The organism is Marinobacterium lutimaris (genome assembly GCF_900108065.1).
In the GTDB taxonomy this organism is placed as follows: Bacteria; Pseudomonadota; Gammaproteobacteria; order Pseudomonadales; family Balneatricaceae; genus Marinobacterium_D; species Marinobacterium_D lutimaris.
This window is the reverse complement of record NZ_FNVQ01000005.1, coordinates 298,381-315,024: the sequence shown is the minus strand read 5'-3', so window position 1 is coordinate 315,024 and position 16,644 is coordinate 298,381. Positions and strand designations below refer to the sequence as shown.

Genomic DNA, 16,644 nt, shown 5'->3' with positions numbered 1-16,644 from the left:
GCGTTCGGGGTAGCGCGTAGACTGATCAGAACAGGCGGCGGCAGCGGATGGTGCCGTCGATTTCGCTCAGTTTTTCCAGCGCCATGTGCGAGTAGTCTGCATCCACATCGATAACGACGTAACCGACGCTTTCGTTGGTCTGCAGGTACTGACCGGAGATGTTGATGTTGTTGTCGGAGAAGACGTTGTTGATCTTCGACAGCACGCCCGGGATGTTCTTGTGAACGTGCAGGATACGGTGCGCCTGCGGGTGTTCCGGCAGCGCCACTTCCGGGAAGTTGACGGAAGTGATGGACGAACCGTTGTCGCTGTACTTGGCCAGCTTCTCGGCAACTTCGTAACCGATGTTTTCCTGGGCTTCCATGGTGGATCCGCCCACGTGCGGGGTCAGGATCACATTGTCGAATTCACGCAGCGGGCTGATGAACTCGTCATCGTTGCTGCGCGGTTCAACCGGGAACACGTCCACGGCGGCGCCCAGCAGTTTGCCGCTATCCAGCGCAGCGCACAGGGCTTCGATATCCACCACGGTGCCGCGGGCAGCGTTGAGGAAGATCGCGCCATCCTTCATCTGGTCGAACTGCACCTGGCCCATCATGTTCTGGGTGGAGGCGGTTTCCGGAACGTGCAGGGTGATGATGTCGCACATGCCGAGCAGTTCAGCCATGGAGCTGACCTGGGTAGCGTTACCCAGCGGCAGCTTGGTGATGACGTCGTAGAAGTAGACATGCATACCCAGGCCTTCGGCCAGTACGCTCAGCTGGGAGCCGATGCTGCCGTAGCCAACGATACCCAGCTTCTTGCCGCGGATCTCATAGGAGTTCTTCGCGCTTTTCTGCCAGATGCCGCGATGGGCTTTGGCGCTCTTCTCGGCGACGCCGCGCAGCAGGATAATCGACTCGGCAAGCACCAGTTCCGCAACGGAGCGGGTGTTGGAGTAAGGCGCGTTGAATACGGCGATACCGGCCTGGGTGGCTGCCTTCAGGTCAACCTGGTTGGTACCGATGCAGAAACAGCCAACAGCAACCAGCTTCTCGGCTGCTGCAAACACCTTCTCGGTCAGCTGGGTACGCGAGCGAATACCGATGAAGTGCACATCTTTGATGCGCTCGATCAGTTCCTCTTCGGGCAGCGAGCCGGTGTGGAATTCGATGTTGGTGTAGCCCTGGGCATTCAGCGTATCAACCGCTGACTGGTGCACGCCCTCCAGCAGCAGGATCTTGATCTTGCTCTTATCGAGGGAGGTGGATTTGCTCTTCATCTGCAACGGGTTCCTAACTTTCGCCAAACATGTCGGCCGGTGGTAAGAAAGCGCCGCATTGTAGCACAAGCCCTTGTATATAGGTGTGCTAGGCAAGCCAGTGTTGCGGAAAATTTCTCAGCTGATCTTGAAAGGATTTGGAGAGCGGCCGGCGTCGAGAGCACCGGCCGCTGCTCGCAGTCAGCCGTATCAGCTGTAGAAGCAGAGGTAAGCGGTGGGCTTGCTTACCTTGAGGTCGAAGGACAGTCCGGCAGCGATGCTGAACTCGGTCCCGGCGGGGAACGGCTGCCAGTCGCTGCTACCCGGCAGGCGTACAACCAGTTCGCCGCAGGTGACTTTCATCAGTTCGTTCTGGCTGGTGCTGAAGGTGTATTCGCCCGGCGCCATCACACCGGAGGTGACCGGGCCGTCCGGGCCTTCAAATGCGATCGACATTACCTTGCCGTCGAAATACTCGTTTGTACTCAGCATCAACGCTATCTCCGTAAAAAAAGAGGCATCATAGTGTCATATTGTCGATCTGTCATGTGCGCGCCTGATCCAGCAGAAAGTCGACAAAGGCACGGTTGGCTCGGGAAAGGTAGCCCTCCTTGCGCCAGGCGATGGACAGGTCCAGCCATACCTGCTGCTCGAAGGGGCGGGCGACCAGGTCGGCGGCATCGGAGATCGCCATCTCCAGCAGCGTAGATATGGAAAATCCCTGGCGCACGATCTGCTTGATTAAGGGTAGCAGGTTCGTCTCGAAGCCGATCTTCGGATCGTAGCTGTATTCCTTCGCCAGACGATCGAGCACCTCGCGGTGAAAATACCCCTCCTTGAATACCACCAGGTCCTCATGGAAAAACTGCTCGTAGGTCACATGTTCCTGCTGAGCCAGGGGATGCTCCACGGGCAGGATCGCCATCATCTGCTCGCGCAGAAAAACATGGCTTTCCAGCTCTTCCGGCGGGCGGTCGCTGACGATAACGCCCATATCGATCTCGCCTTCCGACAGCATCTGCTGAATCTTGCGGGTGCCCGATTCGATGACGGTCAGCTGCAGGTTGGGATAGCGGTGGCGAAAGGCCATCAATATCGGCGGAAAATAGTAGGAGCCGAGCATGCTCGGTACGCCGATACGCACTTCGCCGCGGCGCAGGCCGTGGATCTCGCGCATCTCCAGCTCGGCATCGGCGGTGGCCTGGACGATGCGGCGGGCATGTTGCAGCAGAACCCGGCCCTCATCGGTCAGCTCTATGCTGCGTTCACGACGGTGGAACAGGTTCAGCTCCAGGCTCTGCTCCAGCTTGCGTATCGCCATGCTGACGGCGGGCTGGGCCACATGTAGCTTGCGGGCGGCGGCGGTGAAGCCGTTGGCATCGACCACGGCGAGGAAGTAGCGTAGCGCTTTGATATCGAGCATAAGGGCTCCTTATGGTATCGATAATAATTATATATTTTTATTATGAGTTGGCGATCCTTATCCTGTCTGCAGTTATCCGAACCTGTGGAGAAAAAGCATGATCGAACTGGGACATCCGACATTCTGGCGCGCGACTCTGGCCCTTTGTCTCGGCTCGTTCATGATTTTTGCCAATGTCTATGTGACCCAGCCGCTGCTGCCGATGCTGGCGCAGGATTTCAACGTGTCGCCGCTGCTGGCGGGCTGGACCTTCACCGTCACCACGCTGATGCTGGGGCTGTCACTGCTGCTGTACGGGCCGCTCTCCGATGCGCTGGGTCGCCGCGGCATCATGCTGCTGACCATGGTCGGCGCGACCCTGACCACCTGTGCGCTCTCCTTTGTGGATGATTACACCTCGCTGGTGGTGCTGCGTGCATTGCAGGGCTTTTTCCTCGGCGGTCTGCCTGCGATTGCCATCGCCTATATGGGCGACGAGTTCACCAAACCCGCGGTGGCCGTGGCGGTGGGGCTTTATATCTCCGGCAACAGCCTGGGTGGAATTGGAGGTCGTTTGATCGGTGGCTTTGTCGGCGAGTGGCTGGGCTGGAACAGCGCCTTCATGGTGATGAGTGTCGTCAGCCTGGTCTGTCTGGCCGTGTTCGCCATCGCGCTGCCCAAGTCCGAGCATTTCAAACCACAGCGGCTGCATCCCGGGCGGATGCTGAAAGACCTGGGCAGTCATCTGCGCAACCCGATGCTGGTGCTGGCGTATATCATCGGCGGGCTCAATTTCTTTATCTTCGTGAACCAGTACAGCTACATCACCTTTGTGCTCTCCGATGAGCCCTACAATCTGTCATCGGCTTTCCTTGGCATGCTGTTTCTGACCTACCTGACCGGCACCTTTGGTTCGGCAATTTCCGGCAAAGTGGCGGTGAGGGTGGCGCAGCCCTGGTGTATGGCGCTGGGTATCCTGATTCTGATTTGTGGCTCGCTACTGACCCTGTCGCACAGCCTGGTGCTGATTATTGCCGGCTTTTTTGCCAACAGTTTCGGTTTCTTTTTCGCCCATTCCAGTGCCAGCAGCTGGGTCAGCCATAATGCGACTCACGCCAAGGCCAGTGCCTCATCGCTTTACCTAGTGTTCTATTATCTGGGTGCCAGCTGCGGCGGCTTCTATCTGCATCCGTTCTGGGAACACTCCGGCTGGCCCGGTGTTATTTTTGGCTCACTGCTGGTGCTGGCGGTGACTCTGGCCTGTTCATGCTGGCTGGGTTTGCGGCATAGGGCGGTGCTGGCTGCAGCGTAAAACTGGCGTATGATGCCGGAATACATCGTATCCAAAGGGAGAAGCTCATGAGTTATCAACACAGCCTGGCGGACGGATCCGCGCTGAGTTTGCCGGTAGGAAAAGTGGTCTGTATCGGCCGCAACTACGCTGAGCATGCAAAGGAACTGAACAACGAAATTCCCGCCGAGCCGCTGCTTTTCCTGAAGCCGGCCAGCGCAATCGTGCCGATGGACGCGCCGATTACGGTGCCTCGCGAGCGCGGTGAAGTGCATTTTGAAACCGAACTGGCGATCCTGATCGGTGAGCGTATGACCGATGTGGATGAGCAGGCGGCGCAGCATGGTATTGCCGGTATCGGCCTGGCGCTGGACCTGACCCTGCGGGAGCTGCAGAGCGAACTCAAGAGTAAGGGCCATCCCTGGGAGCGGGCCAAGGCATTTGACGGCTCCTGCCCGGTCTCTCCCTTCCTGACGCCGGCCAGCGTCGGCGATCTGAACGATGTGCAGATTCGCCTGACGGTGGATGGCGAGGTGCGCCAGGACGGCAACTCTTCCCAGATGATCACACCGATCCTCAAGCTGATCAGCCACGCCAGCAAGTGGTTTACCCTGGAGCCGGGCGACCTGATTCTGACCGGCACCCCCGCCGGTGTCGGCGAACTTAAGGTCGGCGACAAACTCTGCGTTGAGATCGTTGACCTGCTGCGGATCGAAACCGAAGCGAAATGACCCGAGGCAGCGGCTGGCTGCTTCTCCTGCTGTTCTGCCCGCTATTGGCGGACGCTCAGCAGGCATGGCAGCGGCCGGGCTACATCGTCGATAGCCTGATCGAAGTGGCGTTGCGCTCGGAGTATGGGCGTGACCCCATGCGACTGCGTAAATGGGCCGAACCGGTCAGGGTACAGGTAGAGCATCGGGTCGGCGATCCGGCGCTGCATAACGAACTGGTGGACGCCCAGCTGTCGCAGCTGGCGGATATCACCGGGCATTCGATCCGCCGGGTTAACGGCGGAGGCAATGTGGAGCTCGTGCTGTTGCGGCAGACCGAACTGGCCGCTTTCTGGCGCCAGAAGACTGGTGAGCCGGTGCCCCGTGGCGCTCTCTGTCTCGCCAGGATCTGGACCGATGGCCAGAGTCGCATCCAGCGGGCGCTGATCGCCATTCCCGTGGATCGTGCCCGGGAGCGGGGGCGGCTGGTCAGTTGCATTGTCGAGGAGCTGACCCAGATCCTTGGCCTGCCCAACGACTCTGAAAAAGTCTTTCCCTCCATCTTCAATGACAAGTCTACCGATCAGCTGCTTACCGGCCTGGATCTGGTGCTGCTGCGCCTGCTTTATGACCCAAGGCTTGAGCCGGGAATGGGCCCGGATGAGCTGCGCAGCAGGGCAAAAACGGTTCTGACAGAACTGACTGCCAGCGGTGTGGTCGATAATGCGGATGCAGCAGTGCGCAAGGGCGCCATGTATCGACTGATGGGCTACTGAGCCGGACACTCCGGCGCGATGCTGGCATACTGCCGCCATCTTACTGATTCAGCCGAAAGGAGAGACGATGCTCTGGGTTAAGGTGTTTCATATTCTGGCGATGACCAGCTGGATGGCGGGAATTTTCTACCTGCCACGTATCTATGTGCATTACGTGGAAGGGCGCGCCGCAGGTCAGGATGTGACCCGCTTGCAGATCATGGCACGTAAGCTGTTTGGTTTTATGACCCTGATGGCGCTGTTTACCCTGGGGTTTGGGCTTTGGCTCTGGTTTGGTTGGGGAATCAGCGGGGGATGGCTGCACGCCAAGCTGCTGTTTGTGGTTCTGCTGATGGGCTATCATCACGCCTGCTGGATCTACCTGAAAAAGATGCAGCGCGGTGAGCTGAACAAAAGCGGGCGCTATTTCCGTCTGTTTAACGAAGTGCCGCTGTTGATATTCATCCCGATATTGATCTTTGTGGTCGTTAAACCTTTCTAAAAGACTGTCGAGAAGCTATCTGCGTTACCGGAGCGAACAGGCTTTCTGCTCCGGCGACCTTTTCAAGCGTTAACCGAGCTGCCGAATGCGCGCTTCCAGCCGTTCGGCACGTTCGCGCAGTACATCCACCTCATCCATAAAGATCTCGATCTCCACCCGCGTCGGCAGCAGCTGAGCCTCTTCCTGAATATATTCGCGTGTGCTCAGCAGCAGTGAGCTGGCGCTGTCACGGCTGTAACCGATGAGTGAGCGCAGCGCTTTGGCCGCTTCGTGACCGGCGGCGTCGCCCATCAGGTTGCCGAGCCAGGCTTCCCAGTCGATCCGGGTGTCCGCCAGGGTGGATTGCAGCTTGTGGGCGAGAGTGGAGTCGCCCCTGAGGCTTACGCCCTTGCCGAACAGCACCTCATTACCGGCGATCGGCAGACGTGCCAGCAGCAGTGCGCTGCCGCAGATCGTCACATCCGCGTTGCCTTCATAGTGGTGCAGCAGGTCGAGACCCGCGCCATGGGGCAGAACGTAGAGATGAAACACCGGCGAGGTGGATTCGATGGCGATCACCTTGCCGGTGAGCGCGCCGAGCCGGTCCAGAGTGGCCGGATCGTTGGCCAGCAGACGGTTCAGGCTGGATTCTGCCAGAGACAGCACACTGGCGTTCAACAACTGGAACGGCATGGTCACCTCCGTTGTGCGCGGCGCTTAGGGTTTGATACCGGTATGCAGGGCAACGACACCGCCGGTCATGTTCTGGTAGCGGCAGTTGACGAAGCCGGCGTTGGCCATCATCTGCTTCAGCGTTTCCTGGTCCGGGTGCATACGGATCGATTCGGCCAGGTAGCGGTAGCTTTCAGAGTCGTTGGCGATAACACGGCCCATCTGCGGCAGTACGTTGAAGGAGTAGAAGTCGTACGCCTTGGTCAGCAGCGGGTTGTTGGTCTTGGAGAACTCCAGCACCATCAGTTTACCGCCCGGCTTGAGAACGCGGTTCATGGAGGCCAGCGCTGCGTCCTTGTCGGTGACGTTACGCAGACCGAAGGCGATGGTGATGATATCGAATGTGTTGTCTTCGAACGGCAGGCATTCGGCGTTGGCCTGAACGTACTCGATGTTGCCGGCCGCACCGGCATTGATCAGCTTGTCGCGGCCTACCTTGAGCATGGAGTCGTTGATATCGGCCAGGACCACGCCGCCGGTCGGGCCGACAATGCGGGAGAACTTCAGCGTCAGATCACCGGTACCGCCTGCGATATCAAGAATCTTCATGCCGGCGCGGGCGCCGCTCTGCTCAATGGTCAGACGTTTCCAGAGGCGATGGATACCACCGGACATCAGGTCGTTCATCAGGTCGTACTTACCCGCTACCGAGTGAAATACACCGGCAACCCGTTTTACCTTCTCTTCGACCGGTACTTCCTGATAACCGAAATCAATGGTGTCCTTCTTTTTCTCGCTCATCGTCCGCTCAATAGCCTGGTGAAAGATGGCTGCATTGTAGCGCCCGCCGGGGGCATTTGTCCTGTTCCAGTGCCGCTTAGCTGCGTTGCATCAGCCGCGCGCGATCAGGCCACCGTCGCGGCTGGCGCCGGCGGCTGCCAGATCGGCCAGGTACTTGTCCCAGTAAGTCTTCTGGTCGTGGGCCAGATCGTGCAGGTATTCCCAGGTGTAGAGCCCGGAATCGTGGCCGTCATCGAAGATGATTTTCAGTGCGTAGTTGCCTGAAGGCTCCACGCCCCTGAAGCCGACATGCTTCTTACCAACCTGCAGCACGCCCTGGCCTATGCCGTGGCCGCGTACTTCGGCGGACGGGGAATGGACACGCAGGAACTCGGCGGTGAGCTCGAAGCTGCCATCGGCATACACCAGCTCCAGGGTGCGCGATTTCATATGCAGACGGATATCCGTCGGCAGAGGTACTTCGTCGGCCATGGTGGCCCCTCCCAGTCTTAGTCTAGCCGCGTCGCGGGTGGCTTTATGTAAGCTCATAGCCTTAACGACAGGACAAAGTCAAAAAGTCTTAGCGCGCAAGGCGGTTGTTTGAACGCTTTCTTTGCGCGTTGTTTTCAAGGCCGGTTTCGCCTGCTGGCGAATCAAGGGTCTTGGGCGGCCAAGACCCTTGATAATCCCAAGCCGCCCCGACAGTTTGGTCGGCTACGCCGACTGCCCTGCGCTTCTCGTCTGAAAGAGCGGGAAGGGCCTACTTTCTAAAAATAAGGCGGCTGCGCCTCAAACAGCCCTTCCCTTGTTTCTCTTTCAGCCTGTGATGCTCGGCTGCACTGAAGGGGGATTTTGCTGCACTCAGCAAGTGTATTCCAAGACCTCCCTGTCAGCATTTTTGACAGGTTTGGGTAGTTATTTACAAAAGCGCCGGCACTTAGGTTTTAAGCCTTAGGCCGGCGCGGATTCGATCAGAGGATGTAGTGACTCAGATCCTCGTCGCGGCTGACTTCGCCGAGCTGCTCATCGACAAAGGCGCGGTCGATGTTGATGGTATCGCCGCTGCGATCTGCAGCAGAGAAGGAGAGCTCCTCCAGCAGGCGTTCCATCATGGTGTGCAGGCGGCGGGCACCGATGTTTTCGGTGGTCTCGTTGACCTGGTAGGCCAGTTCGGCGATACGGCTGATGCCGTCCTCGGTGAACGTGACATCGACACCTTCGGTGGCCAGCAGAGCACGGTACTGCTCGGTCAGTGACGCCTTGGGTTCTGTCAGAATACGACGGAAATCTTCCGGCGTCAGGGCCTGGAGTTCGACGCGGATCGGAAGACGCCCCTGAAGTTCGGGGATCAGGTCTGACGGACGCGCCAGGTGGAAGGCGCCGGACGCGATAAACAGGATGTGGTCGGTGCGGATCACGCCGTACTTGGTGCTGACGCTGCAACCTTCGATCAGCGGCAGCAGGTCGCGCTGTACGCCTTCGCGGGAGACGTCGCCGCCTGTGTTGTCGGCGCGTTTGCACACCTTGTCGATCTCGTCGAGGAAGACGATACCGTTCTGCTCGACGCGCTCAACCGCCTGCTGCTTGATCTCGTCCTCTTTGACGAGGCCAGCGGCTTCTTCATCGGTCAGCAGCTTGAACGCTTCCTTGACCTTGATGCGGCGTGACTTCTTCTTGTTCTGACCCATGTTGGAGAACAGGTTCTGCAACTGGCTGGTCATCTCCTCCATGCCCGGCGGTGACATGATCTCGACGCCCATCGGCTGCTCGGCAACCTCGATGTCGATCTCCTTGTCATCCAGCTGACCTTCACGCAGTTTCTTGCGGAAGATCTGGCGGGTGGCAGAGTCGGTCTTGCTGGCATTTTCCTGCTCGAAACCGCTGCTGCGCGCCTGCGGCAGCAGGGCATCCAGGATGCGCTCTTCGGCCAGCTCTTCGGCGCGGAAGCGGTGCTGCTCCATCGCCTGCTCGCGCACCATTTTCAGCGACATTTCGATCAGGTCGCGGATGATAGTCTCCACATCGCGGCCGACGTAGCCGACTTCGGTGAACTTGGTGGCTTCCACCTTGATGAACGGGGCGTTGGCCAGCTTGGCCAGACGGCGGGCGATCTCGGTTTTACCGACACCGGTGGGGCCGATCATCAGAATGTTTTTCGGGGTGACTTCGGCGCGCAGCTCTTCATCGATCTGCATGCGACGCCAGCGGTTACGCAGGGCGTTGGCGACGGATTTCTTCGCTTCTTCCTGACCAACGATATGGCGGTTCAGCTCATGAACGATTTCACGGGGGGTCATGTTGGACATGGAGCGCTCCTCAGCCTACGGATTCGAGCTGTTCGATGGTCAGGTTGTCATTGGTGAATACGCAGATACCGGCTGCAATATTCAGGCTTTTCTCGACGATGTCGCGGGCGCTGAGGTCGGTGTTGTCGACCAGTGCGCGGGCGGCGGAAAGCGCGTAGTTGCCGCCGGAGCCGATTGCGATCACGCCGTCTTCCGGCTCAATGATGTCGCCGCTGCCGGAGATCAGAAAGGTCTTTTCACGGTTGGCCACCAGCATCAGTGCTTCGAGGCGGCGCAGCACGCGGTCGGAACGCCATTCGCGGGCGAGCTGAATCACGGAAGTAACGATGTTGCCCTGGTGCTTGTCCAGCTGCTGTTCGAACAGGTCGCGCAGGGTGATGGCGTCGGCAGTGCTGCCGGCGAAGCCAGTAATTACCTTGTGCTTGGGCAGGACATTGACCTTGCGGGCGCTGCCCTTCATTACCGTGTTGCCCAAAGACACCTGGCCGTCGCCGCCGACGACGACTTGATCGCCGCGGCGAACAGAAACGATTGTTGTCATGACAGAGGATACCCTGTTTGCCAGTTTGTATTGCCTACAGATATGGTTCTGGCGACTGGGATTTCAAGGGTAGCGGGGGCGATTGGGGCGGGAAAAACGCCCGCTGGGCGGTCCGGCTTTATTGCGCACGGATCTCCAGCGGGTTGATGTTCAGCTTGTAGAGCTTGTTAGCCGCCGCGTTAACCTCGGCACGGGTGTCGAACGGACCGGTGCGGACCCGGTACCAGATGCCGTTGCTGCCTTCGGTGCGACTGGTCTTCACATCCGGCAGTCCGGCCAGGATCATCCTGGCGCGCATCTGCTCTGCGTCATCGGCACTGCGGAAAGACCCGGCTTGAAGCAGGATCTTGGTTTCCAGCTTGGCGGTCTTCGGCGTTGAGTGGTAGGCCGACTCCTCCGGCGGTTCCACCTTGCTCTTGGGCAGCATCTCGTAAAAGTCGAACCTGTCCTTCTGCGGCTCCGCCGGTGCCGGTGCTGCTGGCGCCGGTTTCGGTTTGGCCGGAGCTGGCTGCTCCACCTTGGGAGCAGGCGCGGGCGCTGGCTTGCTGACCTGAGGCGCGCCGGAAGGGTTCTGCACCAGCAGGTAGATCAGCACGCCAAGCCCGCCGATACCGATCAGCGACAGCAGCGCCAGCCCCCAGGGGCGACGCGGAGGAGGCGGCGGAGCCGCCCTCTTGCGTGGAGCCGGTTTGCGACTGGCCGAGTTGTTACCGCGGCGTTTTTGCGCGTAGTCCTGTCGTGCCATAAAGCCTTACATCTGCTCCGGTGCGCTGACGCCGAGTAGCTTGAGGCCGTTGGCCAGCACCTGACGCACAGCGGCGCTCAGGGTCAGGCGCGCATTGCGCAGCTCTGCATCGTCAATCAGCATCTTGTGGGCGTTGTAGTAGGTGTGGAAATCACCGGCCAGATCACGCAGGTAGTTGGCTAGCAGGTGCGGCTCGTAGTTAAGCGCAGCGCTCTGCAGCAGCTCAGGGTACTTGCTCAGCGTGGTGACCAGATCCTTCTCTGCCTCGGTATCCAGGCGGGTCAGGTTCTGCAGACCTTCGTCCTGGGCCCAGGCGTTGCCCTGTTCTTCCAGCTTGCGCAGCACCGAGCAGACACGGGCGTGGGCGTACTGGATGTAGAACACCGGGTTGTCCTTGGTTTCTGACTTGGCCAGATCCAGGTCGAAATCCATGTGCTGGTCAGCCTTGCGGGTCACATAGAAGAAACGGCAGGCGTCGGCGCCTACTTCTTCACGCAGTTCGCGCAGGGTGACGAAGGAGCCGGAGCGGGTGGACATCTGCACGCGCTCGCCGCCGCGATACAGGATCGCGAACTGCACCAGCTTGACGATCAGGCGCTCAGGATCGTAACCCAGTGCCTGGATAGCCGCTTTTACGCGGGTGATGTAGCCGTGGTGGTCTGCGCCCCAGATGTTGATCACCTGGTCGAAGCCACGCTCGAACTTGTTCATGTGGTAGGCGATATCGGAGGCAAAGTAGGTGGTCTGGCCGTTGGCGCGCTTGACCACGCGGTCCTTGTCATCACCGAACTCGGTGGAGCGGAACCAGATGTTGCCCTCTTCCTCGTACAGGAAGCCTTTCTCTTCCAGCATTTGCAGCGCTTTTTCCACGTCGCCGTTGCTGGTCAGGGAGCGCTCGGAGAACCACTCCTGGTAGTCGGCGCCGAACTCGCCCAGATCTTCACGGATATCGCTGAGGATGGCGTTGAGGCCGGCATCGAATACCAGATCGTAATCCTCGCCCAGCAGTTCGCGGGCGCGATCGATCAGGCCGTCGATATGCTTTTCCTTGTCGCCGCCGGCGGGCTCGTCCGCCGGGATGTCAGCGAAGACATCAGCCACCGGGCGCTGCAGGCGGTCGCCATGGCTCTTTTCCAGGTCATGGGCGATATCGCGGATGTAGTGACCCTGGTAGCCGTTGGCCGGGAAGGTCAGTTCGCCATTGAGCAGTTCCAGGTAACGCAGCCAGACGCTGACCGCGAGGATGTTCATCTGACGGCCGGCGTCGTTGACGTAGTATTCGCGCTCGACGTTAATGCCGGCCGCTTCAAGCAGGTCAGATACGGTAGCGCCGTAGGCAGCGCCACGACCGTGGCCCACGTGCAGCGGGCCGGTCGGGTTGGCGGAGACAAACTCCACCTGAACACGCGGTCCCTTGCCGGCTTCGGCGCGGCCGAACTGATCACCCTGGGCCAGGATGTCGCCGATGACGGCGTAGGCGGAGGCCTGGGTGATAAAGAAGTTGATGAAGCCGGGGCCGGCGATTTCGGTTTTCGCCAGGCTGTTGGAAGCGGGCAGAGCGTCGCACAGCTTTTGCGCCAGTTCACGCGGGTTGCATCGGGCCGGCTTCGCCAGTGTCAGGGCGATGTTGGAGGCGAAGTCGCCGTGCGCTTTGTCGCGGGTGTTTTCAACCATGATTTTCGGTTGAATGTCCGCCGGCAGCGTACCGTCGGCGACCAGTGTCTGCAGCGCAGAGTCGATCAGCTGTGCGATGAGTTCTTTCATTAACCTACCCTGAGGGTGAATGTGCGTATTGCCCGGCGGGGAGTCTACCTCGATTGAAGTGCTCATGGCGGGCGATGATTCTGAGAAACCGGGCATTATATCGCCCGATATGGGTTGATTGCCAATCGATCAGGTGCTGCTTTGATCAGAAGAGCCGAACAGATGCTGAGATCGGGTGTTGGCGCCGGTTTTCAGACTGTAGAAATCAATAGTTGTCTATCGGGTCCACATCCAGGGTCCAGCGGACTCGGCGTCCCTGAGGGTCGGCTTCGGCCTGGCGTATCAGTGCCCCCAACCAGGCATGCAGCGCGGGGCGTGTTTTGGCTGAAATAAGCAGTTGCGCGCGGAACAGGCCACCGCGTTTTTCCATCGGTGAGGGGAAGGGGCCGATCACCTGGACGCCCTCGGGCATCTGTACCTGGGTGCGGGCGCTCTGGTCGAGCTCCTGCAGGAACTGTTCGGCCCAGCCCTGGCGCGATGCCTCGCCGCGCACGATGGCGTGATGGGCAAAGGGCGGCAGCGCGGCGGCGTAACGCAGCTTCATCTCCTGCTGGGCAAAGTGCAGATAATCGCTGCCGATCAGCGTCTGCAGCATCGGGTGTTCGGCATGCAGCGTCTGCAACACCACTTCGCCCGGATGATCGGCGCGGCCGGCGCGACCGGCCACCTGCAGAATCAGCTGGGCGGTTTTCTCCATGCCGCGGAAATCGGCGCTGAACAGGCCCGCATCGGCGTCGAGAATCGCCACCAGTGTCACCTTGGGGAAGTGATGGCCCTTGGCCAGCATCTGGGTGCCCACCAGGATGCAGGGCTCGCCGCTGTGCACCACCGCCATCATCTTTTCCAGCGCGCTTTTGCGCGAGGTGCTGTCGCGGTCAACGCGCAGGATCGGCACATCCGGGAAGTGTTTCTGCAGGGCATCTTCGGCGCGCTCGGTACCTATGCCCAGAGGTTTGAGCTCGGTACTGCCGCAGTGGCTGCAGGCGCGGGGGATCGGTGTCTGCCGATCGCAATGGTGGCAGTGCAGATGGGGCGGATTACGGTGCAGGGTCATATGTGCATCGCAGCGGGTGCAGTCCACCACCGTGCCGCAGTTGTTGCAGATCAGCGAGGGCGAAAAGCCGCGCCGGTTCAGGAACAGCATCACCTGGGTGCCGCTACCGAGGTGCTGATGGATACGGCGGATCAGCTCGTCGGAGAGGCCCGCCTCCAGCGGCTGCTGGCGGATATCGAGCAGCTCAAAGCGGGGTGCCCTGGCGTTGCCAGCGCGCTGGGTCAGCTTTAATAACTGGTAACGTCCGCTGCTGGCGTTGTGGAGTGTCTCCAGTGCGGGTGTGGCGCTGCCGAGAATCACCGGGACGTTTTCTCGGCTGGCGCGGACCAGGGCCAGGTCACGTGCATGGTAGCGGAAACCATCCTGCTGCTTGAACGAGCCGTCATGTTCCTCATCGACAATAATCAAGCCCGGGTTTTTCATCGGTGTGAAGATCGCCGAGCGGGTGCCGATAATGATGCGGGCACTGCCGGCGCGGGCATGCAGCCAAGTGTCCAGGCGTTCGCGATCGCTGAGGTTGGAGTGCAGCGCATGCACCGGCACCCGGAAGCGGGCGCGGAAACGTCCCAGCGTCTGTGGTGTAAGGCCGATCTCCGGAACCAGAACCAATGCCTGCTTGCCGGCGGCCAGGGTCTTCTCGATCGCCTGAAGATAAATCTCGGTTTTACCCGATCCAGTAACGCCATATAAAAGGAAGGGCGTAAAACCGCTGGCGGCGTAGATCGCTTCCAGTGCGTCGGCCTGCTCGCCATGCACCGGCAGCGCAGGTTCGTTAAGCAGATCCTCGGTGAGGTCGGCATGCAGAGGCGTTGGCCTGTGTTCGAAGGCTTCGGCCAGGCCCTTCTCGGCCAGCGTTTTCAGCAGCGGGGTCTGTCCGCCCTCGGCTCTGAGGGCGTCTGCGCTGATACCGGCGGGGTGCTCCAGCAACAGCTCGAGTAGCTCGCGCTGGCGATGGGCGCTGCTGCTGAGTTTATCCACAGCCGCGCCATCCACCGCACGCCAGAGCTCGGCGTGGGCGAACTCCGCGGGTTTGCCCTGGCGCAGCAGTACCGGCAGTAGATGACTGAGCGCATCGCCCATCGGGTGTTGATAGTAACGTGCGGCCCACTGCCCAAGCTTGAACAGGGTGGGGTCTACCACCGGTTCGCTATCCAAAATCTCATGCACCGGCTTGAGCTTGTTACGCGGCACATCGCTGTTCTCGCTGACCTCCATGATCAGTCCAACCAGCTCCCGGTTGCCGAACGGGACGCGCACGCGACAGCCTGGCTGCGGCTCCTGTTCTACCGGTGTCAGCGGCAGCAGGTAGTCGAACAGGCGATGCAGGGGGGTAGGCAGGGCAATACGGACTATCACGAATCTGAACCGGCGGGTCGGGCTGAATGAGAGGGTTAGTCTAGGGAACCTGAGATCAAGTCACAATGTGGCAGGCTGTTAGATTCGGGTCTCATTCAAAGTGCGATTTTGTTCCCTTCTGCTGATTTGATGACTGCGATGCAGCGCGGTGGAAAGGTGGCCGTTTTCTGATGACTCTTGCTGTATAAAGATTAAACTATTTTCTGGTCTCAGGGCGAAAGTTGCTTGCCGTGATTTGGGGCGGTGCGTATAATTCGCCGCCTTAACTTATCTGCTTTGCAGATCGGCTAGATTTTACTACTTGAGCAGCACGTCATTCTGACAGTCGCTACGACGCTGCTTTTGTCGAACGTGCGGTGCCCGGCGCTATCAGTTTTTAAGAATCGGTTTTCATGAATCGGTTTTCAATATAGACGTGACGGGTGGCGGCACATTAAACAACGATTCGAGGTTTGACATGAAAGCTGGTATCCATCCGGAATACAAAGAGATCAAAGTTACCTGTTCTTGCGGTAACGTCATGAACACCCGCTCTACCCTGGGTGATGCAGAAATGCTGGTCGACGTTTGCAGCCAGTGCCACCCGTTCTACACCGGTAAGCAGAAAGAAGCTCAGTCTGGTGGCCGCGTAGACCGCTTCAACAAGCGTTTCGGTGCGCGTTCTCTGAAGAAGTAATTCTGCAGAGTACTATGCGTCCGACGCAGAGAAAGGCATCCCATTGGGGTGCCTTTTTTATTGCCTGTTCGCTGGGGTTTGGGGCAAGCGCGCAGGCGCGTTGCTCGCTGCCTGAGCCGGGTGCGCCCGTGCAGGTGGCGTATGTGATTGATGGCGATACGCTGAAGCTGGCCAGTGGTGAATCGGTACGGCTGATCGGCATCAATACGCCGGAGATGGGACGTGATGGTCGGGCGGATGAGCCCGGAGCGCCTGCCGCCAGGGAATTTCTGCAGAACTGGCTGCAGGGGCAAAGTGTTGAGCTGGTAGCGGGGCTTGAGTCCAGAGATCACTATGGCCGCCGGTTGGCGCATCTTTCAGTGAGCGGTTTGGCGCTCAGCGAGCGATTGATTGCAGAAGGGCTGGGAGTGGCCATTGCGCTGCCTCCTAATACGCGCCTGGCGGAATGTCTGTTTGCGGCTGAGCAGATAGCACGCAGATCGCGCGTTGGGCTCTGGCGGGATGGGCCGCTGAAGGAGGCCGGAACTGTCGCTCAAAGTGGCTTTGCGCTTCTTCAAGGCGAGGTCACGAAAATCGATAACGGGCGGCGTACAGTCTGGCTCGAAGTCGACGATCGCCTGGTGCTGAGGGTGGATAAGGAGTTACCGGGCTTGGCGGCTGAGCTGGATCAGCTATTGGGTAAAAGGGTGGAAATTCGCGGTTGGGTTGTGGATCGTGGAAATATTTCCCAATCAGGGCGAAAGCGTTGGTTTATTAGCCTTTCGGACCGGCGGCACCTTCGTATCCTGAAAATTTGACGGTCTCGGGTGCAGTTGTGACGCATCTGAGCATTCTATATGATGCTTAGCTCTCCATATGCAACCTTAGTCGG

General features: G+C 59.5%; 17 protein-coding genes. 6 read left to right on the top strand and 11 right to left on the bottom strand.

Annotated elements, in window-relative coordinates; translation table 11 throughout:
* Positions 1-25: 25 nt before the first annotated feature.
* The 3 genes from serA to C4S72_RS20795 form a co-directional block, all read right to left on the bottom strand.
* On the bottom strand, positions 26-1,261 hold the full coding sequence (gene serA / locus C4S72_RS20805; RefSeq protein WP_104005107.1) for a phosphoglycerate dehydrogenase: 1,236 nt from the start codon (positions 1,259-1,261) through the stop codon (positions 26-28).
* Between the two features lie 189 nt (positions 1,262-1,450).
* Entirely contained in the window at positions 1,451-1,732 is a 282-nt protein-coding gene (gene ppnP, locus C4S72_RS20800) for a pyrimidine/purine nucleoside phosphorylase (protein WP_104005106.1), read from the bottom strand.
* Between the two features lie 52 nt (positions 1,733-1,784).
* A complete protein-coding gene (locus tag C4S72_RS20795) occupies positions 1,785-2,663 on the bottom strand; it encodes a LysR family transcriptional regulator (protein ID WP_104005105.1) in 879 nt (292 codons plus the stop codon).
* A gap of 97 nt (positions 2,664-2,760) precedes the next feature.
* Here C4S72_RS20795 and C4S72_RS20790 point away from each other — a divergent pair, with 97 nt between their 5' ends.
* The 4 genes from C4S72_RS20790 (at position 2,761) to C4S72_RS20775 (ending at position 5,900) form a co-directional block, all read left to right on the top strand.
* A complete protein-coding gene (locus C4S72_RS20790) occupies positions 2,761-3,954 on the top strand; it encodes an MFS transporter (RefSeq protein WP_104005104.1) in 1,194 nt (397 codons plus the stop codon).
* Between the two features lie 47 nt (positions 3,955-4,001).
* Complete coding sequence (locus C4S72_RS20785; RefSeq protein WP_104005103.1) at positions 4,002-4,664, top strand: fumarylacetoacetate hydrolase family protein; 663 nt, start codon at positions 4,002-4,004, stop codon at positions 4,662-4,664.
* Positions 4,661-5,419, top strand: coding sequence for a DUF2927 domain-containing protein (locus tag C4S72_RS20780; protein ID WP_104005102.1), 759 nt, complete (start codon positions 4,661-4,663; stop codon positions 5,417-5,419). Before C4S72_RS20785 ends, C4S72_RS20780 begins: the two co-directional genes overlap by 4 nt.
* A 67-nt stretch (positions 5,420-5,486) precedes the next feature.
* A complete protein-coding gene (locus C4S72_RS20775) occupies positions 5,487-5,900 on the top strand; it encodes a CopD family protein (protein ID WP_104005101.1) in 414 nt (137 codons plus the stop codon).
* Positions 5,901-5,969: 69 nt separating this feature from the next.
* Here the strand turns inward: C4S72_RS20775 and C4S72_RS20770 are convergent, their stop codons facing one another.
* The 8 genes from C4S72_RS20770 to C4S72_RS20735 all read right to left on the bottom strand — a co-directional run bounded on the left by C4S72_RS20770 (position 5,970) and on the right by C4S72_RS20735 (position 15,097).
* Positions 5,970-6,572, bottom strand: coding sequence for a ubiquinone biosynthesis accessory factor UbiJ (locus C4S72_RS20770; protein ID WP_104005100.1), 603 nt, complete (start codon positions 6,570-6,572; stop codon positions 5,970-5,972).
* 24 nt (positions 6,573-6,596) lie between these two features.
* Positions 6,597-7,352, bottom strand: coding sequence for a bifunctional demethylmenaquinone methyltransferase/2-methoxy-6-polyprenyl-1,4-benzoquinol methylase UbiE (gene ubiE, locus C4S72_RS20765; RefSeq protein WP_104005099.1), 756 nt, complete (start codon positions 7,350-7,352; stop codon positions 6,597-6,599).
* Positions 7,353-7,442: 90 nt separating this feature from the next.
* Complete coding sequence (locus tag C4S72_RS20760; protein ID WP_104005098.1) at positions 7,443-7,823, bottom strand: gamma-butyrobetaine hydroxylase-like domain-containing protein; 381 nt, start codon at positions 7,821-7,823, stop codon at positions 7,443-7,445.
* A gap of 479 nt (positions 7,824-8,302) precedes the next feature.
* A complete protein-coding gene (gene hslU / locus C4S72_RS20755) occupies positions 8,303-9,637 on the bottom strand; it encodes an ATP-dependent protease ATPase subunit HslU (RefSeq protein ID WP_104005097.1) in 1,335 nt (444 codons plus the stop codon).
* Between the two features lie 10 nt (positions 9,638-9,647).
* Positions 9,648-10,178 (bottom strand): ATP-dependent protease subunit HslV, encoded by a 531-nt coding sequence (gene hslV / locus C4S72_RS20750; protein ID WP_104005096.1) that lies wholly within the window; start codon positions 10,176-10,178, stop codon positions 9,648-9,650.
* Positions 10,179-10,296: 118 nt separating this feature from the next.
* Positions 10,297-10,923 (bottom strand): SPOR domain-containing protein, encoded by a 627-nt coding sequence (locus C4S72_RS20745; RefSeq protein ID WP_104005095.1) that lies wholly within the window; start codon positions 10,921-10,923, stop codon positions 10,297-10,299.
* 6 nt (positions 10,924-10,929) lie between these two features.
* Positions 10,930-12,687, bottom strand: a complete 1,758-nt coding sequence (gene argS, locus C4S72_RS20740; RefSeq protein ID WP_104005094.1) for an arginine--tRNA ligase — start codon at positions 12,685-12,687, stop codon at positions 10,930-10,932.
* A gap of 205 nt (positions 12,688-12,892) precedes the next feature.
* Positions 12,893-15,097, bottom strand: a complete 2,205-nt coding sequence (locus C4S72_RS20735) for a primosomal protein N' (RefSeq protein ID WP_104005093.1) — start codon at positions 15,095-15,097, stop codon at positions 12,893-12,895.
* Positions 15,098-15,554: 457 nt separating this feature from the next.
* Between C4S72_RS20735 and rpmE the strand changes: the two genes are divergently transcribed.
* Positions 15,555-15,773 carry a 50S ribosomal protein L31 gene (gene rpmE / locus C4S72_RS20730; protein ID WP_104005092.1) on the top strand — a complete coding sequence of 73 codons (219 nt, stop codon included), beginning with the start codon at positions 15,555-15,557 and terminating at the stop codon, positions 15,771-15,773.
* A gap of 128 nt (positions 15,774-15,901) precedes the next feature.
* Positions 15,902-16,570 (top strand): thermonuclease family protein, encoded by a 669-nt coding sequence (locus C4S72_RS20725; protein ID WP_160115559.1) that lies wholly within the window; start codon positions 15,902-15,904, stop codon positions 16,568-16,570.
* Positions 16,571-16,644: the final 74 nt, after the last annotated feature.